This window comes from Gilvimarinus agarilyticus, assembly GCF_000832015.1.
Lineage (GTDB): Bacteria > Pseudomonadota > Gammaproteobacteria > Pseudomonadales > Cellvibrionaceae > Gilvimarinus > Gilvimarinus agarilyticus.
This window is the reverse complement of sequence record NZ_JXCJ01000001.1, coordinates 2329681-2353194: the sequence shown is the minus strand read 5'-3', so window position 1 is coordinate 2353194 and position 23514 is coordinate 2329681. Positions and strand designations below refer to the sequence as shown.

Annotated in this window: 21 protein-coding genes; 1 reads left to right on the top strand and 20 read right to left on the bottom strand. The window is 52.5% G+C overall.

What is annotated here, in order from left to right; translation table 11 throughout:
- Positions 1-94 precede the first annotated feature (94 nt).
- From SD69_RS10105 to ectA, 5 genes are all read right to left on the bottom strand, one after another.
- Positions 95-1018 (bottom strand): TPR end-of-group domain-containing protein, encoded by a 924-nt coding sequence (locus SD69_RS10105; RefSeq protein ID WP_041523129.1) that lies wholly within the window; start codon positions 1016-1018, stop codon positions 95-97.
- Positions 1006-2442, bottom strand: coding sequence for an aspartate kinase (locus SD69_RS10100; protein ID WP_041523128.1), 1437 nt, complete (start codon positions 2440-2442; stop codon positions 1006-1008). The genes SD69_RS10105 and SD69_RS10100 overlap by 13 nt, the downstream gene beginning before the upstream one ends.
- A gap of 78 nt (positions 2443-2520) precedes the next feature.
- On the bottom strand, positions 2521-2919 hold the full coding sequence (locus SD69_RS10095; protein WP_041523127.1) for an ectoine synthase: 399 nt from the start codon (positions 2917-2919) through the stop codon (positions 2521-2523).
- A 72-nt stretch (positions 2920-2991) separates the two neighbouring features.
- Positions 2992-4266: a diaminobutyrate--2-oxoglutarate transaminase gene (gene ectB, locus SD69_RS10090; protein ID WP_041523126.1), complete on the bottom strand. Its 1275-nt coding sequence runs from the start codon at positions 4264-4266 to the stop codon at positions 2992-2994.
- Positions 4267-4341: 75 nt separating this feature from the next.
- A complete protein-coding gene (ectA, locus tag SD69_RS10085) occupies positions 4342-4839 on the bottom strand; it encodes a diaminobutyrate acetyltransferase (protein WP_041523125.1) in 498 nt (165 codons plus the stop codon).
- A gap of 312 nt (positions 4840-5151) precedes the next feature.
- Here ectA and SD69_RS10080 point away from each other — a divergent pair, with 312 nt between their 5' ends.
- Complete coding sequence (locus SD69_RS10080; protein WP_041523124.1) at positions 5152-5640, top strand: MarR family winged helix-turn-helix transcriptional regulator; 489 nt, start codon at positions 5152-5154, stop codon at positions 5638-5640.
- A gap of 210 nt (positions 5641-5850) precedes the next feature.
- Here SD69_RS10080 and dnaE read toward each other — a convergent pair whose 3' ends face one another.
- The 15 genes from dnaE to tsf form a co-directional block, all read right to left on the bottom strand.
- Positions 5851-9354 (bottom strand): DNA polymerase III subunit alpha, encoded by a 3504-nt coding sequence (gene dnaE, locus SD69_RS10075; RefSeq protein ID WP_041523123.1) that lies wholly within the window; start codon positions 9352-9354, stop codon positions 5851-5853.
- Between the two features lie 8 nt (positions 9355-9362).
- Positions 9363-9968 (bottom strand): ribonuclease HII, encoded by a 606-nt coding sequence (gene rnhB, locus SD69_RS10070; RefSeq protein ID WP_041523122.1) that lies wholly within the window; start codon positions 9966-9968, stop codon positions 9363-9365.
- A 38-nt stretch (positions 9969-10006) separates the two neighbouring features.
- Complete coding sequence (gene lpxB, locus SD69_RS10065; RefSeq protein WP_041523121.1) at positions 10007-11182, bottom strand: lipid-A-disaccharide synthase; 1176 nt, start codon at positions 11180-11182, stop codon at positions 10007-10009.
- Between the two features lie 8 nt (positions 11183-11190).
- Positions 11191-11961 carry an acyl-ACP--UDP-N-acetylglucosamine O-acyltransferase gene (lpxA, locus tag SD69_RS10060; protein WP_157471786.1) on the bottom strand — a complete coding sequence of 257 codons (771 nt, stop codon included), beginning with the start codon at positions 11959-11961 and terminating at the stop codon, positions 11191-11193.
- A 24-nt stretch (positions 11962-11985) separates the two neighbouring features.
- Positions 11986-12423 carry a 3-hydroxyacyl-ACP dehydratase FabZ gene (fabZ, locus tag SD69_RS10055; protein ID WP_041523119.1) on the bottom strand — a complete coding sequence of 146 codons (438 nt, stop codon included), beginning with the start codon at positions 12421-12423 and terminating at the stop codon, positions 11986-11988.
- Between the two features lie 82 nt (positions 12424-12505).
- Complete coding sequence (gene lpxD, locus SD69_RS10050) at positions 12506-13534, bottom strand: UDP-3-O-(3-hydroxymyristoyl)glucosamine N-acyltransferase (RefSeq protein ID WP_041523118.1); 1029 nt, start codon at positions 13532-13534, stop codon at positions 12506-12508.
- A gap of 18 nt (positions 13535-13552) precedes the next feature.
- On the bottom strand, positions 13553-14074 hold the full coding sequence (locus tag SD69_RS10045; RefSeq protein ID WP_232301175.1) for an OmpH family outer membrane protein: 522 nt from the start codon (positions 14072-14074) through the stop codon (positions 13553-13555).
- 104 nt (positions 14075-14178) lie between these two features.
- A complete protein-coding gene (gene bamA / locus SD69_RS10040) occupies positions 14179-16854 on the bottom strand; it encodes an outer membrane protein assembly factor BamA (protein WP_052481048.1) in 2676 nt (891 codons plus the stop codon).
- A 94-nt stretch (positions 16855-16948) separates the two neighbouring features.
- Entirely contained in the window at positions 16949-18304 is a 1356-nt protein-coding gene (gene rseP / locus SD69_RS10035; protein WP_041523117.1) for an RIP metalloprotease RseP, read from the bottom strand.
- Positions 18305-18320: 16 nt separating this feature from the next.
- A complete protein-coding gene (gene ispC / locus SD69_RS10030; protein WP_041523116.1) occupies positions 18321-19514 on the bottom strand; it encodes a 1-deoxy-D-xylulose-5-phosphate reductoisomerase in 1194 nt (397 codons plus the stop codon).
- 4 nt (positions 19515-19518) lie between these two features.
- The gene (locus tag SD69_RS10025; protein WP_041523115.1) at positions 19519-20379 is read right to left on the bottom strand and encodes a phosphatidate cytidylyltransferase; all 861 of its coding nucleotides are present in this window, start codon (positions 20377-20379) and stop codon (positions 19519-19521) included.
- Complete coding sequence (gene uppS, locus SD69_RS10020) at positions 20372-21133, bottom strand: polyprenyl diphosphate synthase (RefSeq protein ID WP_041523114.1); 762 nt, start codon at positions 21131-21133, stop codon at positions 20372-20374. Before uppS ends, SD69_RS10025 begins: the two co-directional genes overlap by 8 nt.
- 82 nt (positions 21134-21215) lie before the next feature.
- Positions 21216-21773 carry a ribosome recycling factor gene (gene frr, locus SD69_RS10015; RefSeq protein WP_041523113.1) on the bottom strand — a complete coding sequence of 186 codons (558 nt, stop codon included), beginning with the start codon at positions 21771-21773 and terminating at the stop codon, positions 21216-21218.
- Entirely contained in the window at positions 21763-22506 is a 744-nt protein-coding gene (pyrH, locus tag SD69_RS10010) for a UMP kinase (protein WP_041523112.1), read from the bottom strand. The genes frr and pyrH overlap by 11 nt, the downstream gene beginning before the upstream one ends.
- Before the next feature lie 107 nt (positions 22507-22613).
- The gene (gene tsf, locus SD69_RS10005) at positions 22614-23483 is read right to left on the bottom strand and encodes a translation elongation factor Ts (RefSeq protein WP_041523111.1); all 870 of its coding nucleotides are present in this window, start codon (positions 23481-23483) and stop codon (positions 22614-22616) included.
- Positions 23484-23514 lie beyond the last annotated feature (31 nt).

Sequence of the window (23514 nt, the reverse complement as noted above, 5' to 3'; positions counted from 1 at the left end):
TTAAATCCAAACGTTAGCAAACCAGCGCGCTCTGAGGCGGGTGACATCACGCCGCCGGACTTAATAATTATTATTGGCCGACGGAGTGGCAAACTTAACTGGATATGAGCGCTTTAAAATCGTCCAGCTGATACAGCGGCTCTAACGCCGGGTCTTCCATGACCGTTTGTCGATAGCTGTCCGCACGTTCTAAGGTTTCCCGCAGGTAGTGAATCGCCTGATCGTAGTTACCCAGCATGGTCTTGGCACAGGCAAGCTGATAAAACGCGTGGGCATTGTCGGGATCGATGGTAAGAGCGTGTTGACACAAGTTAATAGCCCACTGCACCTCACCCAACTCGAGCACCTCGTCGGCTTTGTACGTCAGGGCCTCGCAATCATCCGGCCGCATCTCCAGAATTTGATCGTAAATGGCGATCTTATTGGCGGATAGCGTCTCTTGCGCGGCTTTAAGCCAAAGAGAATGAAGCTCTTGGGTGCGCTCAATTTCTTCGCGGTTAGCGTCAATGTGCTGGGTTTTTTGCGTTAACTGATGCTCAATTACCCGCAAGCGCTTTTCGTAGGTTGTCACCAGCTTGCCGACTTCCTCGTCCGCAATTTTGTTCATACGCTCTTTAATATCGCGCACAGAGGTCCACCCTACCAACACCAGAATTGAGCTGACCCCGGCAATCAGATAAAAGAAGTAGGTAATGGTGTTGGTCGCGTAGCTAACGCCGCGATCGATAGACTCGACGTGGCGATCCACTAATTTTTCGGTAAGCTCAATGCGCTGGGCAGCCATTTCGGTACGTAACGCTTTGAGCTCATCGAGCATATAGCGCTCAATAAACGGGCTATACAAAGCCTCATCAAGGTTCTCGACGGTATCGCGCAACTGTCGCTCTACCTCGGGGTCTGTAACCGACGATGGGGCCACTTGGGCCCCATCGCTAGCGCTATTGGCAGGCTCATCAGCCCAAACTCCAATAGCGGTCATCAACAGCAGTGCTAAAACACCGCTTGCTAGGCTGCGCATATAGCGTCCCCGTGATTGTGTACTTCAATCAAGCAACGATGCAGGCTTTGTACAGCCAAATCATAGTCGTCTTCATCCAGAATAAACTGCATATCCACCTGCCGGATCGATTGGTGCATGGCGAGAATACTGATATTCACCTCGCTCAGCGCTGAAACGGTTTTTGCAAGCATACCCGGAACCTTCATATCACTACCGATAGCCGATACCACCGCGACCTTGCGCGTGTTGATTTCGGCATCCGGGTAGGTCTCTTCCAGCACCCGACGGATACGGTTAACGGTTTTAAGGTTCGCGCCAACGTAGTGAGTAATGGTGTTGGCGTTAATATCTTTGCTCACCACATGCGCCTTATAGCGCGCAATGGTTTTTAGTATAGCCGAATCATAGGTATCGATATTACCCATCATGTCTTGATCGAACAGCTCGATAGAGTATACCCGACGACGACCGGCGATAATCTCTACTCGGGGGGTATCGCTGACATAATCGCCAGTAATCAGGGTGCCCGAGTGCTCCGGCTCAAAGGTGTTCATCACCCGCAGCGGAATGTCTGCCTGCCGCAGCCCTTTCGCCGCACGAGGGTGAATAGCCTCCATCCCCAAATTGGCCAACTGATCAGCCACATCGTAATTGGTTCGGCCAATAGGCACCACCTTGTCGGCACCCACTAAACGAGGGTCCGCACTGCTCAGGTGATACTCTTTGTGGATAATAGCTTCACGGGCGCCGGTGATCACGGCGATACGGCTAAAGGTCATTTCACTGTAGCCGCGATCAAAGCTCGCCATAAGGCCGTTATCACAGTGGGTATAACCCGTTGCGATAGGCAGCTCGGTGGCATAATCGACCCCGGCGAATGCCTGGCTGATCATGTTATCGAGTGTCTCAGCGCCCTCGGCTTGCCAGCCGGACAAATCGACAAAGCGGGCGTTAATACCATCGCGTTTCAACAAGTGCGCCATATTCCAGGCGCTGTGCGCCTCACCAATACTGGCCAACATCTCGCGTACTGTAAACAGGTGCGCCTGCAGCTCAAAGTGCCCATGCTGACACAAGCGCTGTAGATCCGTAAGCACCCGTTCGGCATCGCTCAAACGCTGAGAGATAAACTCATCCGCCTGACGCCCAAGCTCAGTCTCACCAAACAGCGAGAGGTTAATAGCAAACATTTTTTCGCGCAGAGTTTCAAAGGCCTCATGCCACTCGTCATCGTTGCTGGTGTTGGCAAACAAGCCATACACACCTGGCTTTCCGTTGCTTTTGTTTTCTAACAGTAAGTCGGTCATGCCGCCGTAGGCAGAGACAACGAACACCCGATTGTATATGTCGTTACTGTTGTTCCCTTTAAGAATGACGTTATCGCGCACCGCCGCGTACTCGCTCATGGAGGTGCCACCGATTTTCTCTACTGTGTGATTCATACCTTTACCTTTGCTATGCCTGTTACTGAGAAAGACTAAACTTGGAACGATTAAGGCTAACTTAGCCCTGTCTAGGTTTTAGTCTTTCACCTCTTCAGCATCCAGCTCATAAGCACCGTCGGCGTTGTGTACCTCTTTACCGTGCAGCGGCGGGTTAAACACACAGGCCATTTTCATTTCTTCGTCGGCACGTAAAATATGCTTATCGTTAAGGTTCAGGTTATAAACCGTGCCCGGCTCGATGGGATATACCTTGCCATCATCAACCGTCTCTACCGAGCCGTAGCCGCTAATACAATAAACAGTTTCTAAATGGTTTTGATAGTGCAGATGCAGCTCTGCATTACGATAAATTGTGGTGATATGAAAAGAGTAGCCCATACCGTCGTTCTTAAGCAGTAGGCGAGTGCTGTCCCACCCTTCTGAAACAATTTTACGGTCGGTTTTTTCGGCGTCTTTTAGGTTTCGTACAATCATCGTTACCTCCAAGGTTAAATACTATTAAAAATGGCGGCTAAAAAGCCGCCAATTGCTCTTACAGCTTAACGCTTAAGAGGCTTTTTTTAATTTCTCATCTTCAAACACTTCAGCAAAGCTTTGCTCAAGTTTGTCGAGCCCTTCGTTAAGAGCGTCTGTGGAGATGGTCAACGGACAAAAACACTTAACAATTTGACTGTGGTTGCCAGAGGTTTCGATTACCACACCATTTTTAAACGCTTGAGCACACACTTTGCTGGCCAGCTCGCCAGTGCGACAATCGATGCCCTGCATTAAACCACGGCCCTTAAGGCTAAGGGTCATTTCACCGTGCGTATCAATAATCTTTTTGAAACGCTTAGTTACCAGCCCGGCCTTCTCCTGTACGGCCAACTCTAGTTTGTTATCGCTCCAGTAGTGCTCAATAGCCGCCGCGGCAGTGACAAACGCGTGGTTGTTACCACGGAAGGTACCGTTGTGCTCGCCTGGCTCCCACTGATCCAGCTCAGGCTTAATCAAAACAACCGCAAACGGTAAACCGTAAGCGCTGAGTGATTTGGACAGGGTAATTACATCAGGCTTAATGCCAGCCTTCTCAAAACTAAAGAAGGTACCTGTACGACCACAGCCTGCCTGGATATCATCCAAAATCAACAAAATGCCGTGTTTTTTACAAAGCTTATCGACCGCTTGCAACCACTCGTAGCTTGCAACGTTAAGACCGCCCTCACCTTGTACAGCCTCCAGGATCATAGCGGCCGGCTTATCGATACCGCTCGACGGGTCAGACAAGAGCTTGTCCATCATTTTAACGGTATCGACATCGCGACCGTAGTAGCCGCAGAATGGCATGCGATCAACATCACATAAAGAAACGTTAGCGCCACCACGGTGATGCTGATTACCGGTAACCGCTACCGCCCCCAGTGAACAACCATGAAAGCCATTGGTAAACGAAATAATATTGCTGCGCCCGGTAATTTTACGGGCGATTTTTAACGCCGCCTCTACCGCGTTAGTACCGGTTGGACCAGTAAACTGCACAACATATTCCATATCGCGAGGCACCAGGATCTTATCGCGGAACACTTCCAGGAAGTTGCGTTTGGCATCGCTGTGCATATCTAAGCCGTGAGTGATGCCGTCGGCCGCAATATAGTCCAGCAGCGCCTGCTTAATATTGTCATTGTTATGACCATAATTTAACGAACCAGCGCCGGACAGAAAATCGATATAACGCTCACCCGAGTCGGTATACAAATAGCAATCTTTTGCTTTGTTGAATACCACCGGAAAAGACCGAGCGTACGACTGAACTTCTGATTCCATTTCGTTAAAAATATTCATGCTGTTTCCTCAAATAAGTATGCGATTAATTAGGATTTGGCTACGGGGCGCCACCTGTGGGCGCCGGCGCGATTATTAGCGCTTAAATGGGCCAATCACTAAGCGGTGCTCATCGTCGTGAACCCCGCCAAAATGCTCTTGCTTTTCAAAGTACACGCCACTGTTTAGCTCGGCGCCCAGATCTCGCGCCAAGGACTTAAACACCCCCCAAGAGGCGTCGTTGTCCGGCGTAATGGTCGTATGTAGGTGTGTGACCTGCTTGCAGGCATCGCTGGCAAGCTGCGCTTTTACCAGCTTTTTAGCCAGACCCAAGCCGCGTGCGGCCTTATCGACCACGATTTGCCACACAAACAGCACATCGGGCTCGTTTGGCAGCACGTAGCCCGAGGCAAAGCCCACCATCTGATCGCCTTTGAAGGCGGCGATAGCGGTATCGGCAAAGTGCGAGCACTGCAACAGGTTGCAGTAGATTGAGTTAGGGTCCAGCGGTGGGTTGGCTTCCACCAGCTGATTAACGGCATAGCCGTCAGATGCCGTGGGGTGACGCAAAACAACCGTATCTGAATCATTCATAACTAATGCTTTTTCCCTAAGGATTAAAAGTAAACAATAACCCCCTAAATATGACGAAACGTCGCACCGCAGTGCCCCGCCTCGGCTTTTTGACTTATTTATCGATATTTCTATCAATTGCGCCAAAAATATTTATTTAGTGGTCTAAGTTTTAATGTATAGTACACTAAGTACTTTGGTAAGTCCAGAGACACACGAATCAGTCGAGGCACCACTATGGCAAATGCATCGAACTATCAAATAGACGCCGAAATATTAGGACTCGAAGCAAAAGCTGCTTATAATTTCGCGCTTTCCAATCAGAGAACGGCAATGGATAAAATAGAAGAAGTGCTGGTATCACTGCGCCGGGTAATCCGCGCCACTGACCTACACTCTAAAAAACTGGTTAAAACCGCCTCTGTTACCGGGCCGCAACTGCTGTTAATGCAGATACTGCAAAACAAAGGCGATATGACCATCAGCGAGCTCGCCCGTGACATGAGCTTGTCGCAAGCCACTGTAACCACTGTGCTCGACCGCCTTGAAAAGCGCGAACTTATTACCCGGGTCCGCTCGCAGCAGGACAAGCGTAAGGTGTACCCGCAGCTTACGCATAAAGGCAGCAAGATTCTGGAAAGCGCCCCTACGGCGCTGCAAGACGACTTCGTCCGGCGCTTTAAAAACCTGAATGACTGGGAGCAAGGCATGATCATCGCCTCGCTGCAGCGTGTGGCCGAAATGATGAACGCCGAGACATTGGATGCCTCGCCGTTTTTGGATGTAGGGGCCTTGGATCGTGGTGAGATCGAGCGCAGCTAAGTTCGTCGATACGGCAATAAGCCGTAGAGACCATAAAACAACTACTTAGACCTCGAAGCACTGGTAGGCTTAACGCTTATATAGCGCACGGAATAACTATCGCAGGGATTTAGTTAGCCCCCTAAACAGTTACCCCATACGTTGAGGGACGCAATACTCGTTGAGGGCAACCGGGCACATCGCCCGGCGATACCAGTAGCTTACATGTCATTAGCGATAATCGAGCCGAACACTCCCGGCACCAAAATCATCGCGCAACTGCTGCAGCAAGTCATCCTCCGGGCGCACACTCCACTGCGCCCCCAGGCGTAACTGACAGCGGGCATCCGACCGTTGATAGGCGATGACAATCGGGCACTTACCATCGCGATATGGCTCCAGGCAATCGCGCAGACGCGCCGAGGTATTGGCCCCCAGCTCACCGGCGTTCAGCGATATACACAGCGCCCTAGCCTTTTCTTGCCGTACTTCAGCCAAATTTCGCACGGCGTCGGCGCGCATTTTAAGGCTGTTGCTGTATTCATCGTGGCTCACCTGCCCCTCTACCAGTAGCAGCGCGTCTTTAACTAACAGCTCGCGACATTCATTGAAAGTGTCAGAGAAAACCGCAATCTCAATTCGCCCGGTGCGATCGTCCAGCGTGATAAACGCCATGGTATCGCCGCGCTTGGTCTTCATAGTACGAGTCGCCACCACCAAGCCGCCGATACGCTGAGTATTTTTGTCAGGCGTGATATTGGCAATGCGCGAAGACACCAGGAAGTTAATTTCCTGATCATACTCATCAATGGGATGGCCGGTTAGATACAAGCCCAGGGTTTCGTTTTCGGCGGTTAAACGCTCTTTCATAGACCAGGGGCGCACGCGGGAGAACTCCCGGTAAGCATCTTCAGCGCTGGCGGCGGCTGGCACCACATCGCCAAACAAATCAACCATACCCGCACTGGCATTAGCGGCGCTCTGCTCGGCGGCTTTCACCGCCTCGGTAATAGCCGCAAACATAACCGCCCGGTCGTGATCGAGGCTGCGGCTCGGTCCAAGATTGTCTGCAGCGCCAGAGCGAATCAAGGCTTCCAGCGCCCTCTTGTTCACTTTACGCGGGTCAATCCGGGCACAAAAATCAAACAGATCTTTAAAGGGGCCACCGGCTTCACGAGCCTGAATAATACTGTCCACTGGGCCTTCGCCCAAGCCTTTAATCGCACCCAGGCCGTAAATCACATTATTGTCGTCATCGACGGTAAATTTAAGCTCACCGCGATTAACGTCCGGGGGCAGCAGCGTCAGCCCCATGGTGCGGCACTCTTCGATAAAGGTAACCACTTTATCGGTTTTGTCCATATCCGAGCTCATGGTCGCCGCCATAAAGTGCGCCGGATAGTGCGCTTTTAACCAGGCCGTCTGGTAAGACACGAGAGCATACGCTGCCGAGTGGGATTTGTTAAAACCGTAGCCGGCAAACTTCTCTACCAGGTCAAAGATTTTCATGGCCAGCGTCGGGTCAATGCCTTTGCCCTTCGCGCCTTCGGCAAAAATCTCCCGCTGTTTGGCCATTTCTTCGGGTTTTTTCTTACCCATCGCCCGCCGCAACAAATCGGCGCCACCCAGGCTGTAGCCTGCCAGCTCCTGGGCAATCTGCATTACCTGTTCCTGGTAAACAATAACCCCGTAAGTGGGCTTTAGAATAGGCTCGAGGCACTCGTGCTGATACTTTGCATCGGGGTAGGCAACCTGCGCTTTACCGTGCTTACGGTTAACAAAGTCGGTCACCATCCCTGAGTCCAGCGGCCCCGGACGAAACAGCGCCACCAGCGCGATCATATCTTCTAAGTTGTCGGGCTTAAGTCGCTTAATCAGATCTTTCATCCCGCGCGACTCTAGCTGGAACACCGCGGTCGTTTCGGCGCGCTTAAGCAGATCAAAGGTGGGCTTATCTTCCAGATCGATGGTGGTGATATCCAGCGCCGGTTGATCGGTTTTAGCGCGCTGGGCGTTGATCATCTCCATGGCCCAATCGATGATGGTCAGTGTGCGTAACCCAAGGAAGTCAAACTTTACCAGGCCGGCATCTTCGACATCGTTTTTATCGTATTGAGTAACCAACCCTTTACCGGATTCATCGCAGTACAGCGGCGAAAAGTCGATTAGCTGGTTGGGGGCAATCACCACACCACCGGCGTGCTTACCCACGTTACGGGTTAAGCCTTCAAGCTTAACCGCCATATCCCAAATTTCTTGTGCGTCGCCGTCTGTCTCCAGTAGCTCGCGCAGCATCTCAACTTCTTCGAGTGCTTGTTTGAGTGTCATGCCCGGCGTGGGCGGGATCATTTTAGAGAGCTTGTCGGCCAAACCGTAGGATTTACCCAGCACCCGAGCTACATCGCGCACCACGGCCTTAGCGGCCATGGTACCAAAGGTGATGATTTGGCTTACCGCTTCGCGGCCGTACGCCTCAGCCACATAGCTGATCACCCGGTCGCGGTTTTCCATACAGAAATCGACGTCAAAGTCGGGCATCGATACCCGCTCTGGATTCAAGAAACGCTCAAACAGCAAGTCGTACTGCAGTGGGTCGAGGTCGGTAATTTCCAGCGAGTAGGCCACCAGCGAGCCCGCGCCCGAACCCCGGCCTGGCCCCACCGGAATACCGTTTTCTTTGGCCCAGCGGATAAAGTCCATTACGATCAGAAAGTAACCGGGGAACCCCATCTGCAGAATAATATCCAGCTCAAACTGCATTCGGTCCCGGTAGACCTGATAACGCTCTTGATAGTCCGGCGCCGCTTTATCCAGAATTTTTTCCAGCCGCTGATCCATACCATCGAGGCAGACCTTTTCAAAAAACTCGTTTTCGGTCATGCCATCGGGGATTGGGTACTGCGGCAAAAAGTAATCGCCCAGCTGAATATTAACCGTACAGCGCTTAGCGATTTCTACTGAGTTTGCCAAGGCCTCAGGAATATCGCTAAACAGTTCGGCCATCTCATCGGCAGAGCGCAAATACTGTTGCTCGGAATAGCGCCGCTCGCGGCGCGGGTCGTCCAGGGTTCGGCCTTCGGCGATACACACGCGCGCCTCATGCACCTCGAAGTCATCTTCACGTAAAAAGCGCACATCGTTTGTGGCCACAACCGGGCACTGCACTTCATCGGCAAGTGCCACGGCAGCGTGTAAATAAGACTCTTCGTACTCACGCCCGGTGCGCTGCAACTCTAAATAAAACCGCCCGGGAAACTCTTGCATCCAGTGTGCTAACTCAGTGCGTGCCTGAGCGTTGCGGCCGGACAACAGAGATAAACCTACATCCCCTAAACGCCCACCGGAGAGCGCAATAACGCCGCCGCTGAATTCACTGACCCAAGCGCGCTCCACATAAGCAACGCCCTGCTGCTGACCTTTTTGGTAGGCGCGCGAGATCAACGCAATAATATTTTTATAGCCAGTATCGTTCATGGCCAACAGAGTAATTAAGGTGGCCTTGGCTTCCGAGTCGGCACCATTAATTAAAAAGTCGCAGCCAACAATAGGCTTAATACCCTGCCCCTGCATGGTTTTGTAAAACTTAATCAAACCATAAAAGTTGGTTTGATCGGACACGCCACAGGCAGGCATCTCAAGTTCTTGCAGTCGCGCGGCTAAGGGCTTAATACGAATCAAGCTATCCGATAGCGAGTACTCGGTATGCAGGCGTAGATGTACAAATTGGGCTGTCATAGATACCGTTAAAAAATCGTTAATTGTTCAAGTTGTTGTTTCACCGGGGCAAACGAGCGACGGTGAATATCACTGACCCCAAGCTTGGCCAGCGCGGCCATATGCACTTTGGTGGGATACCCTTTATGGCCTGCAAAGCCGTAACCGGGGTAAATCTTATCAAACGCAACCATCTCAGCATCGCGAGTGACTTTTGCCAGGATGGACGCGGCACTAATGGCGGCTACCCGACTATCGCCTTTTACCACCGCCTCGGCACTGTAGCGCCACTGAGGGATTTTATTGCCATCCACCCACACATGCTCAGGCGAGACCGATAAACCATCAACGGCACGCCGCATGGCCAGCAAACTGGCCTGTAAGATATTAATAGAGTCGATTTCGGCCACGCTGGCCCGGGCGATGCAATAGCTTAACGCTTGCTCCTTGATGCGATCAAAGAGAAAAAGCCGATGTTTTTCGGTTAGTTTTTTTGAATCATTTAAGCCTTCGATGGGACTCGTCGGGTCGAGAATAACCGCGGCCGCAACCACATCACCGGCTAACGGGCCACGCCCTACCTCATCTACTCCGGCACCTAAAGAGCCGCTATAGCAAGAGACAAATGGATCCATGTGCAACCCTCAAGAATGGAGTTCTTTAAATATGTACTTTAATCTTGCGCGACGGTATTTGGCGCCACACCGTCTATCAGGTTCACCACGGCATTCGCGGCAGTCGCACTCGCGTTGCAGCGCAAGGATTCATGCAGCTGTAGAAAACGCTCTTTCAAAGTTTCAACCTGATCCGGGTTATCAAAAAACGCGAGTACCTGAGTTGCAATGCCCTGGGCGGTGGCGTCGTGTTGAATTAGCTCAGGCACCAGCGCCTCGGATGCGAGTAAATTAGGTAGCGAAACATAGGGTACCCGCAACATCGCGGAAATAATTTTATAGGACAGCCAACCCATCTTGTAACTCACCACCATGGGCTTTTTCAGCAGCATTGCTTCGAGTGCGGTGGTGCCAGATGCCAACACAACCACGTCGGCGGCCGCCATCACTTCGTGCGACTTACCCTGCACCAAGGTAACCGGTAAATCACTGTATTCGCTAAGCTGCTGATGAATTTGTCGATAGCGATGGCCGCTGGAGGCCGGCAAAACAAACCTAAGCCCGGGGCGCTGTTCTAAGCATAAGCGAGCCGCCTGATAAAACACCGGCCCCAAACGCTCGACCTCTCCCTGTCGGCTACCAGGCAAAAGGGCCACAACAGGCGTTTCGGCAGGTAGATCTAGCTTCAATTTACTGCGCGCTAAGGCGGTATCGGTTTGCAGCGGAATATCATCGGCCAACGTATGACCGACAAATTGCACCGGGACATTATGGTCGCGGTAAAACTGAGCTTCAAAGGGTAAAAGTGTCAGCATCAGATCAACCGCACGACGAATCTTTTTTATACGACCCTGGCGCCATGCCCACACAGAAGGGCTAACGTAATGAACGGTTTTTACACCGCTATCATGGAGTTTTTGCTCTAGAGTGAGATTAAAGTCGGGCGAGTCAATACCGATAAAAACCGCGGGCTGTTGCTCGCTAAAATGATCGATTAAAAAGCGCCGAATACGCAATAGTTCTGGCAAGCGCTTAAGAGGTTCCGAGAGCCCCATGACCGCGAGCCGGTCTTGCGGGAAAAACGAATGAAACCCTTCGGCCAACATTCGTGGCCCGCCGATGCCGGCAAACTCAATATGCGGGTAGTGTTTCTTTAACGCACGAATCAAACCCGCACCCAGAATATCGCCGGAGGCCTCTCCGGCCACAATACCGACTTTTAACGTCTGAGTCATAACTCCGCTCAGCGGACAATGCCGCGCTTAGAAGTGTTCAACGAGTCAATCATAGGGCGCACAGCCGGGTATTCCAAAGCAATCGGTTCTAACTGCTGCAGGGCTTCATCTACGGTCAGACCGCGACGGTAAATCACCTTAAAGGCACGATTCACAGCAGCGACTTCATCTTTACTAAAACCGCGGCGGCGCAACCCCTCGGCATTGATACTTTTAGCCGCTGCCGGGGCGCCATTCACCAACACATAGGCCGGAACATCCTTACCGATGGCGCTGCCCATGCCACTAAAACTATGAGCGCCAATATTGCAAAACTGATGCACGAGGGTGAAACCGCTGAGAATGGCCCAATCACCCACCACCACATGCCCGGCCAGTGACGTATTATTAACGAGGATACAGTGATCTCCCAACACACTATCGTGGCCGATATGCACATACGCCATAATTAAATTATGGCTGCCAATAGTCGTTTCGGAGCGATCCTGCACAGTGCCGCGGTGAATGGTCACACCTTCACGAATGATGTTGTGATCGCCAATCACCAGTCGTGTGGGCTCACCCTTGTACTTAAGGTCTGGCGTGTCTTCACCGACGGTTGAAAACTGAAAGATCTGATTGTTCTGGCCGATCCGGGTGGGCCCTTTGATCACTACATGAGAGGCAATGACGCTGCCTGCACCAATTTCAACATCTGGGCCGATTATGGTCCACGGGCCTACTCTCACGTCATCCGCAAGTTTCGCATCCGGGTGAATAATTGCCTGAGGAGCTATCAAGGTCAACTGATTCAAGCCTCTTAGTTAGACTTTGCGATCAGCGCAAAGGATCGTTGCGGAGGCGGCCAGCTCTCCATCAACGGTTGCCTTACAGGCAAACTTCCAAACGCCACGCTTGGATGAAATAATTTGCGACTCAAGCTGCAGCCGGTCACCCGGGATGACCTGACGCTTAAAGCGCACGTCATCCACACCGGCAAACAAGTAGATAGAGCCATCTTCTGGCTTCTTGTCCATGGTTTTAAAACCAAGCACACCGGACGCCTGAGCCAAAGCTTCCAGAATCAACACCCCCGGAAAAACCGGAAACTCTGGGAAATGTCCGTTAAAAACATCTTCATTGATGGAGATATTTTTGTAGGCGACAATAGATTCACCCTCTACCAACTCCACGACCCGATCCACCAAAAGCATCGGGTAACGGTGCGGAAGGTATTGTCGAATTTCATTTACGTCCATCATTTTTATGTGGCCTTATTAGCACTAATACGCAGGTTGAACTCACCTAACGGCAACAAAATTATTTGCGCCCACTCGGGTAAGTTTACTTATTACGGTCGTTTTCCAGGGCCTTTAACCTGGAGGCGATATCATTGAGCTGATTGAACCGCACAGCGTTTTTACGCCACTCGCGGGTATCAATAGCACTACTGCCCGAGCTGTAACTGCCCGGTGTCGTGATCGATTTAGTCACCATAGTCATGCCAGTGATATGGACATTGTCCGTCACCTCCAAGTGACCGACGATACCCACGGCACCCGCCAAGGTACAATTACGGCCAATAATGGTGCTACCCGCCAAGCCGCAATTGGCGGCAATGGCGGTATTTTCACCAATACGGCAATTGTGCGCGATATGTACCTGATCATCGATCTTTACACCGTCGCAAATGACGGTGTCGTCCAGAGCGCCGCGATCAATGGTGGTAGAGGCGCCGATCTCGACGCGGTCGCCAATCACAACACTGCCTAGCTGGTGGATTTTACACCAACCGCCGTCACCGTCGGGGGCAAAACCAAAGCCGTCGGCACCAATCACACAATTACTGTGCAGCAGCGAATCCGTGCCAATCACCACGCCATGGTAAATTGAGGCATTTGCCGCAATGCGGGTGCGCGCACCAACCTGAACATCGGCTCCGATATAACAACCAGGGCCAATTACCGCCTCGTCGCCCAGCACAGCGCCGCTTTCGATGACCGCGTTGGCCCCGATACTGACACCTTCGCCGAGCGTTACATTGTCAGCCACCACGGCAGAGCTGTGTATCGCGCGCACGATAGAGTCGGCACTGAGGTCGAACAGCTTGCTGAGGCGCGCGTAAGCTAGGTAGGGGTTATCGACGATTAAGGATACGCCGTCATAATGCTGAGTATCGCCCGGGCGCAGTATAACCGCAGCCGCTTGGCACTGGGGCAAATACTTTACATAAGCCGCCCCGGCTAAAAAACTGATTTGATCGCTTTTCGCCGAAGCCAAACCAGCAATGCCGGTTATAACTAAACCGGCATTGCTATCGTCGATCTCAGCACTGAGGTAATCCGCCAGCTGACGGAGGGTGTAGTTAATCACTCACTCTTTCCACACAAATTACTGAGATTTATTCAGGCGCTCTACCAACTGGGCCGTGATATCGTGATCGGCATCGGCATGAAATACCGACTGAGCATTAACGATCATGCCGATTTTCTCGTCTTCGATAAGCTTCTCAAGTACCGGGCGAACCTTAGGCGCTATCTCTTGCTGCACGCGCTGGAGCACTTGCTGCTGCTCGGCTTGCAACTTCTTTTGCGCCAGCTCGTAATCGGCACGCAGATATTCAATTTTCTTGCGGTGCTCGGCTAATTTATCTTCTGACCACGTCATGCCATCTTTTTCAGCGCTCTCTTGCAGCGCTTGAATGTCGGCCACCAGACTCTCTAATTTAGCGCGCATGGCGGTGAACTCTGCGTTTTTTTGCAGGGTTTCCATGCTCTTTTTGGCAAGGTCAGTACCCAAGATAGCTGCCTGCATATCCAGCACAACCACTTTATCAGCAGCCAGTGCCGTAGTGGCCGTCGCGGCTGTGGCTGTTAAGGTAATAGCAAGTAGCAAATTCTTCACAATGTTCACAACGCTTTCCTCTATAGTTGTAGTCGTATTTATCTCTTAAATGATCCGTTCATCCCATAGTGAGCCGGCTGCAAGCCGCGCACTACCCGCACAAGGCATACCGTTTAAAAGGTGCGCCCCATAGAGAACTGGAAGCTCTCTTCGCGATCAAACTCGTTTTTATGCAATGGCTTAGACAAGCTGAATGTCAAAGGCCCAAAACTCGAGATCCAGGTTAAGCCAACACCGGCGGCTGAACTAATGCGATCAAGTGCGAAATCATAACAGTTATATTGGGTAGAACTACAGTTTGTATCGAAAACATTACCGGCATCGATAAAAAAGGCCGTCTGGAACGAGCGCTGATCTTCGATAAATGGCAGCGGAAACAACAATTCAATACTGGTTTCCACCAAAAAGTTGCCACCGAACGAGTTGGATTGGTCTGTCACCACACTCTGCAGCCCTGTCATAAGCTCACCTTGACGGCACGTCGTGGCAGACGAGAAGCCTCCGAGACTCGGGTCTTCACACAGAACATTCACCCGCTGGCCAGTCTCGCCGTCGCCAATAATCCCGTCACCATTGATATCATCCCAGATAGTGGCCTGCGTGAACTGTGCTTCGGGCGGTGTAGCCCGCGGCCCCAAGCTGTTTCGCTCAAAACCACGTACGGAGCCAAACCCGCCGGCATAATAATGCTCAAAGAAGGGTAGCTCTTCTGTTTTGCCGTACGAATCCGCATAGCCCAAGCTGGTGCGCAAACGCAGAGTTAGGCTGCGCGTAAGAGGCTGGAACATCTGCGCATCGTAAGTGATTTTGTAGTATTCCAAATCACCACCCGGCAGCGCCATCTCGACCCCAAGGCGCTGAGACGCGCCCCGAGTGGCCAAGATACCACGGTTAAGTGTTGATTTAGCCCAGGCAATATTCGTCACAAAGTCGTGAAACTCAGTGCCGTGTACATCCAAAAACCCTGGTTCACCTTTAATCCGGTTAACGTCGTCTTCGTCGGAGGGCACCGGATAGGTTTCGTAGTCGCTGACGGGGAAGTCATTACCCAAGCCTAAAGCACCCAGCGCCATTTGCTCGCGCAGCTCCAGGTAGTCTGTTTGGGTGATGTATTCGGCGTTTTCACCGTACAGCGGTGTCCGCAAAATCTCGCGCACCGAGTACTGGCTGGGCTTAACCGTTAGATTACGAAAACCAACACTAAAGTTTAAGCGCTCGACATCCGAGATGGGATAACCAAAGCTGACATTGCCGCCAAACACGTCGGTGCTATAGCCCGCCACGTTGATTTGGCCATAATCACTGCTTTGATAAAACACATCAAAACCGCGGCTAACGCCATCCGGAGTGAAGTAAGGATCGTTGTAGTTAAAGCTATAAGCAGTTTGATATTGCGAGTGGCTGGCAGAAATACCGACCTGCTTACCCGTACCAAACCAGTTGTTTTGCTGAATATTACCCGAGAGCAACAGGCCAGAGTATTGGGCATAACCCACCTGCAGGCCCATGCTGCCAGAGGGCTGCTCTTCTACCGCAAAGTCGACGTCCACCTGGTCGGCAACGCCTGGCACCTCAACGGTATCGACATTGACTTCTTTAAAATACCCAAGGCGCTCCAGACGTACCTTGGAGTGTTCAATCTGGGCGGTTGAGGCCGAGCCGCCTTCCATTTGGCGCATCTCACGGCGCAGCACATTGTCTTTAGTACTGGTGTTACCGCGGAAGTTAATGCGTCGTACATAGGCGCGCTTTTTAGGGTCAATAAAAAAGGTAACTTTTACGGTTTTATCTTCTTCATTGCGCTCTGGGATGCCTTCAACTTCGGCAAAGGTGTACCCCTCGTTGCCCAAGCGGTTAGTAATATACTCGGAGGTGGTGGTCATTAACGTTTGCGAGAAGGTCTGGCCCTCACGCAGCAAGATTAAGCGGCGAATATACTGCTCGGCAATGGCTGGATCACCCGCCAAATCAATTTCGCTCACCTTGTACACATCACCCTCAATAACATTCAGGGTGATAAACACCTGAGATTTATCCGGGCTCAAAGAAACTTGTGTGGAGTCGAGGTTAAAACCCAAATAACCACGATCAAGGTAATAAGATTCAACCCGCTCGATATCGCCGGTGAGTTTTTCGCGGTTGTATTTATCGTCACCGGTAATCCACGAGAACCAGCCAGTCGTTTGCAATTCAAACAAATCGAGCAAGGTGTCGTTATCAAACGCTTCGTTGCCAACCACATTGATTTTCTTAATGCGGGCGGTCTCACCTTCATCAATGGTGATAAGCACCTTAACCTGGTTGCGCGGCAAGTCTTCGACTTCGATGTCCACAGAGGCACCGTAACGGCCCTGCCCAATGTACTCGCGCTCCAACGCCTGGCTAATGCCGTTAAGCGTGGCACTTTGATAAATTTGCCCTTCCGACAAACCGTTGTCGGTCAAGCTCTCCATCAACTGCTCGGTTTTAATAACCTTGTTACCTTCCAAGGTGATTTCATTAATGGCGGGCCGCTCACTTACCATCAATACCAGCACATCGCCATCACGACCTATCGACACATCGGTAAACAAGCCCACTTTAAACAACTCGCGGGTAGCGTTTTGCAAATCGACCGAGGTGAGAGTGTCGCCAACCCGAATCGGTAAAGCACTAAAGACAGTACCGGCGGAGACCCGCTGCAAGCCCTCGACACGTATATCATTGACCCGGAAGGTCTGGGCGTGTACCGCAACTGATAAGCACACCGCCAACAGCAGGCCGAATAATCGAATGGAAACTTGCATCATATAATTCGTTCTATTTTTGGATTATGAGTTTGTACAAACACAACGCCTGTCAGCCTTCAGGTTAAACCCGAGGGCCACCGTTATCCTTACTGGATTAGAGCCTCATGATGTCATTATAGAGCGCGAGTATTGTCAGGCCTATGACCATGACGAGCCCCAGCTGATAGCCCACTGCCTGCACTTTTTCTGACACCGGGCTGCCCTTAACGAGCTCCACCATGTAGTACATTAAATGACCGCCATCGAGCACCGGTATCGGCAATAAATTGAAGACCCCGAGGGACACGCTAAGCAGCGCCAAAAACCCGAGAAAGCTACGCCAGCCATTTTCAGCCTCAGAACCCGCAACCTTAGCAATGGTGATTGCTCCACTCAAGTTTTTTGTGGAAATTTCCCCAAAAATCAGCTTCTTAACGGACAACAAGACAAAGGCAGAAGTTTCCCAAGTTTTGTCCACTCCGGCGACAAAACCACTGACCAGAGAGTAATCCCGGGTACGGATCATATCTTTGGGCCACTCCCCCGGCGCGATCGCCATACCGACGCGACCAAAACTCTCGCCAGCCTCAGTGACGGTAGCAGGCGTCATGGTTAATGCCACAGACTCACCGCCACGCTCCACCAACACCTCAATGCTCTGGCCGGGGCGCGCCTTAACGAACTCGATCCACTCACGAGCACCCGCAATTGCCTGATCATTAGCCGCGACAATCTTGTCGCCCGACATTAAGCCCGCCTGCTCCGCCGGGCTGCCTGGGGTTATATCGGCCGCTACGGCATCGATACTCGGCAAAAAGGGCTTGACCCCTAACCCGGACAAAGGCTCAGGCTCGGCCACACCACGCAGCCAACCGTCGAGCTCAACCTCGGATTGATAGCGCAGGCTGGAATCTAAATAACGTGTGGTGAAAGTTAGCGGGCCACTCTCGCCCAGGCGACGTAACAACTGTTGCTGTACCTGCTGCCAAGAGGCCGTAGGCACGCCATCAACCGCCAGAATCTCTTGCCCCGGCTCCAGGTTAGCCGCCGCGGCCACTGAGTCTGGGGCCACCGACCCTATTACCGGCGCAATACCGCGCTCGCCACTGGAGACCAGCAGCGCCGAAAAAATTAAAATAGCGAGAATAAAGTTAGCGGCCGGCCCCGCCACCACGATGGCGATACGCTTAGCAACGCTTTGACGGTTAAACGCCCGATCGAGCTCAGCGGGGTCGACTTTGCCCTCGCGCTCGTCGAGCATTTTAACGTAGCCGCCCAGCGGGATTGCCGAGAGCGCATACTCGGTGCCGGATTTATCGTAACGGCGCAGCAACACCTTGCCAAAGCCCACCGAAAAACGCAGCACCTTAACACCACAGCGCCTGGCCACATAAAAGTGGCCAAACTCATGGATCGTCACCAGCACGATAATGGCGACAAAAAACCAGAATACGATCTGTAATATTCCCACTACTACCTCTTATGACTCACGAAAGCCCTGCAACGATTAAACGCTGAGCGTGCTGGCGAGCTTCTGTATCGGCGAGTTGGACAACGTCCAAATCGACCGGTTCAGTTAAATGCGCGGCCAACAAGACTCGCTTATTAACTTCTGCTATATCGGTAAAGGCGAGTTCGCCCCGTAAAAAGGCCGCAACCGCCACCTCATTAGCCGCATTGAGCACGGCCGGCGCGGTCCGCCCCATACTGGCGGCTTGCTGCGCCAGCTGTAAACACGGAAACCGCTCGTAATCCGGGGCGCCAAAGTCTAACCGAGCTGCGGCGACCATATCCAGCGACGCCACCCCAGAGGCCACCCGCTCAGGCCACCCCAAAGCGTGCGCAATAGGCGTACGCATATCCGGATTGCCAAGCTGCGCCAACACCGAGCCATCCACATACTCTACCATCGAGTGAATGACACTCTGTGGGTGAATCAGTACCTCAATATCGTCCGCCGAGCAATTAAATAACCAGCAGGCCTCAATCAACTCCAGACCCTTATTCATCATGGTGGCCGAATCCACTGAAATCTTTTGCCCCATATCCCAGTTGGGGTGGGCACAGGCCTGCTCTGGTGTGACCTGAGCCAGGTCGACCAGCGGTGTGTCGCGAAACGGACCACCGGAGGCGGTCAGTAAAATTTTACGCACCCCGAGGCTGTCGAGCTCGCAACCAGCGGCCAGCGCTTTTTGCAGTGGTAGGCACTGAAAAATCGCATTGTGTTCGCTGTCGATGGGTAAAATTTCCGCACCAGAGCGACGCGCTTCGGCCATAAATAAGCCACCGGCCATCACCAGCACCTCTTTATTGGCCAGCAAAACCTTTTTCCCGGACTCCACGGCCGCAAAGCTCGGCAACAACCCTGCGGCACCGACTATAGCCGCCATAACGGTATCGACACAGGAGGCACTGGCCACCTCAACCAAAGCCTGTTCCCCGGCAAGCACCTCGGTTGTGCAATCTGTTGTGCTCAGCGACTCGCGCAGCGCCTCAGCGGCGGCGGCATCACTCATCACTGCGTAACGAGGCCGGTGCTCCAACACTTGCTCAGCGAGCAACTGCCAACGACTACTGGCGGTTAACGCATACACCTGATAGCGATCACGATGGCGGGCAAGCACATCCAATGTACTGACACCGATAGAGCCGGTCGCGCCCAGTACTGTAATTTGCTCCATAACCCTACCCAAAAGAACTTTGCGACACCGCCAGCACTAGCGCAAATACGGGTGCCGCGGCAGTCAAGCTATCAACGCGGTCCAACACACCACCGTGGCCGGGCAACAAGGTGCCACTGTCTTTAATACCGCGCTCGCGCTTAACCATGCTCTCGAGCAAATCGCCCAAAACGGATACCAACGAGGTTGGCACCACCAGTGCTAATACCGCCAGTAGCGCATTCTCAGTGGTCAACCACAGCACCAGAGCAAACAATATATTGGCGCCAATGCCCCCCAAAAAACCTTCCCAGGTTTTGCCCGGGCTAACAGCGGGGGCCAGTTTGCGCTTTCCAAAACGCTTGCCGACAAAATAGCCCCCGATATCGGCCGCCGCCACTACCGCGACTATCATCAGTACCAGCCAGGCGCCATTATCTTGCAAGCGCACATAGCTAAACCCGATCCACGCAGGCACTAAGACGAAAAAGCCCATCAGGGCGCGCAGAGATCGCCGCCCCCATAGCAGGCTACTGCTGGGGTAACCCTGCACCCACAACAGGGCTACGGCCCACCAGGTACAACCCGCTAGCAGTAAATGTGAAAAGCGATCGTCTACCGAAGCGGCCAAGGCCGGCTCCAGCGCCGTGCCGAGCGGGGCAATACCCACATACATAGCCGCCAGCAGCAAAGCCGCCGCCTGCGCCAGTAAATAGCCAATACGGCCAGCGACACCGGTAATACCACTTAAGTTGGACCACTCCCAGGCGCCCAATAGGACAATCAAAGCGACAAAAGCCGGAAACAGCTTGGCCGGTAAGAAAAACAAAACCGCGAGAAACGTCGCGGCCAGCACACAGGCGGTAAGAATACGCTGCTTAAGCATGAGAACCACTCCCTGTCGTTAGGCTCGATGGCGATTCACACTGCTCGGCCGTTTTACCAAACCGGCGCTGGCGCGAAAAAAAGTCATTGGCGGCCCCGGTAAGCGCATCGGCGTTAAAGTCGGGCCAGAGGACGGGGGTAAAATACAGTTCGGCGTAGGCGGCCTGCCAGAGAATAAAGTTACTGATGCGGTGCTCCCCCCCGGTTCGGATCAGCAAGTCCAGCGGAGGTAAATCGCCCAGCGAGGTGGCGTAGCCAAAGCTATCTTCGTCGATATCGGCAACCGACATTTCACCAGATGCCACTTTGCCAGCCAAGCGCGCTGCGGTATCAGCAATATCCCACTGGCCACCATAATCGGCGGCAATCACCAGTGTGGTTTTGGCCCCAGCATCGGCGGTAAGGGATTCGGCGCTATCGATAGCGCGATTGAGTGAAGCACTAAAGTTGTTGCGATTACCTACAACCTTTAAGCGCACCCCTTTTTTCTTTAGTGCGCGAGCCTCTTTTTTTAGGTACAGCTGAAACAGGGACATCAACGCCTCGACCTCGCGGGCCGGACGTTTCCAGTTTTCGCTGCTAAAGGCAAACAGCGTGAGCACCTCTACGCCAAGCGACTGGCAAGCCGACATTACATCGCGGATGCGCTCTACACCTTCTTTGTGTCCTGAGATTCCAGCGAGGTTTCGCTGTTTGGCCCAGCGATTATTGCCATCCATGATAATGGCGATATGACGTAAACAACTGCCGGTCACACAACTCTCCTGGGCCAATGGGCATAGCCCGACATTACTGTTTCAAATGCCCGCCTGCGCCGGGCGGGCACGGTCGATGACCTTATACGGTCATCAATTCTTCTTCTTTCTGAGCCAGAACTTTATCGACTTCAGCGATATATTTATCAGTGATTTTTTGCACGTCGTCCTGTGTGCGACGATCTTCGTCTTCACTGATTTCTTTGTCTTTTAACAGCGCTTTTACGTCAGACAATACATCGCGACGAACGTTGCGAATCGATACCCGGCCATTCTCAGCCTCGGCGCGTGCCTGCTTGATGTAGCCCTTGCGGGTCTCTTCCGTCAGCGCCGGCAACGGGATGCGGATATTGTCCCCGGAGGTCGAGGGGTTAAGCCCCAGGTTCGACTTCATGATGGCTTTCTCGATCTCGGGTACCATGGGCTTCTCCCAAGGCTTGATCGACAGCGTGCGCGCGTCTTCCACGTTCACATTGGCTACCTGAGCCAAAGGTGTTTCTACGCCGTAATAAGACACCATAATGCCGTCGAGCAAGCTCGGGTGTGCCCGGCCTGTACGAATTTTGTTGAAGTTATTACCCATGGCGACCAGCGCCTTTTGCATACGCGTGTCAGCGTCTTTTTTTAGCTCATCCAACATCCGAGGTATCCTCTTCGATCAGGGTGCCTTCATTGCTGCCCACCACAATGTTCAGCAACGCACCGCTTTTATTCATGCGAAACACCCGTACCGGCATGTCGTGATCCCGACACAGGCAAATCGCGGTTAAATCCATCACACCAAGCTTGTTTTCTAATACTAAATCGTAGGTAAGACGGTCGTATTTAGTGGCGTTGGCGTCTTTCATCGGGTCGGCCGTATAAACACCGTCCACCTTAGTGGCCTTAAGTACAATATCCGCTTCCACCTCGATACCGCGCAAACAAGCCGCCGAATCGGTGGTAAAGAAAGGGTTGCCGGTACCGGCCGAGAAGATTACCACCTCACCTGCATTTAGGCAGCGAATAGCATGACGGCGGTCGTAATGCTCGACAATACCGCTCATGGGGATGGCAGACATCACCCGCGAGGAAATATTGGAGCGCTCTAAGGCATCGCGCATCGCCAGCGCGTTCATCACGGTAGCCAGCATCCCCATGTGATCGCCCGTCACCCGGTCAAGGCCCGCCGCACTGAGCGCTGCGCCGCGAAACAGGTTACCGCCGCCTATCACCAAGCCTACCTGCACACCAATACCCACAAGCTGGCCGATCTCCAGGGCCATTTTATCAAGCACTTTAGGGTCGATACCAAAGCCGACCTCGCCCATTAGCTCTTCACCGCTCAACTTAAGCAATATACGCTTGTACTTTTTATCCCGAGGATTTGGCATGGGTGGGTCTCCGCAAGGCTGAAGAAGGTCAAAAACGGGGGGCAGTTTACAACAAAAGGAGGCCGGATGGACATCCGACCTCCTTTTTTATGCGCAAGATGGGGGACTTACGACTTAGATGCAGCAACCTGAGCGGCAACTTCAGCGGCAAAGTCCGCTTCTTCTTTCTCGATACCCTCACCCACTTCAAAGCGAACAAAGCTATCAATGGTGGCACCGGCTTCTTTTGCCAGCTTACCAACCGTCAGCTCAGGGTTCTTAACAAAAGGCTGCTCGTTCAGGCTGCCTTCTTTCAAGAACTTGTTGATACGACCCATGGTCATTTTCTCAACGATCTCAGCAGGCTTGCCTTCCATATCGGGCTGCGCCTTGATGATATCCTTTTCTTTCTCGACAATATCAGCTGGCATATCTTCTGGCTTAACCACTTGTGGGTTAACTGCAGCCACGTGCATGGCTACATCACGTGCCAACTCGGCATTGCCGCCGTCGAGCTTAACGATAGTCGCAATACGGTTGTTAGAGTGAATGTAGATGTCCACCAAACCACCTTCAACAACAGTCACACGACGCACGCCGATGTTTTCACCGATTTTCTGAACCAGCGCTTCACGAGCCTCTTCCAGATCGCCTGCCATCAACGCAGCAACATCGCCCTGCTTATCGGCAAAAGCCTTGTCCAGCACAGTGCGGGCAAAGCCCAGGAAGCCGTCATCGCGCGCCGCAAAGTCAGTTTCACTGTTCACTTCAACCACTACCGCGTAGCTGTTGTCGTCGGCCACTTTGGCCAGCACAACACCATCAGCGGCGGTACGGCCGGCTTTTTTCGATGCCTTAAGGCCACTGGCCTTACGCAGATTCTCAATTGCCAGATCGATATCACCATCAACCTCGGCCAGAGCGCGCTTACACTCCATCATGCCAAGACCGGTACGATCACGCAGTTCTTTAACCATTGAAGCAGAGACAGCTGCCATGTATCTATCCTCTCTTTAAATCCGTTGGAAA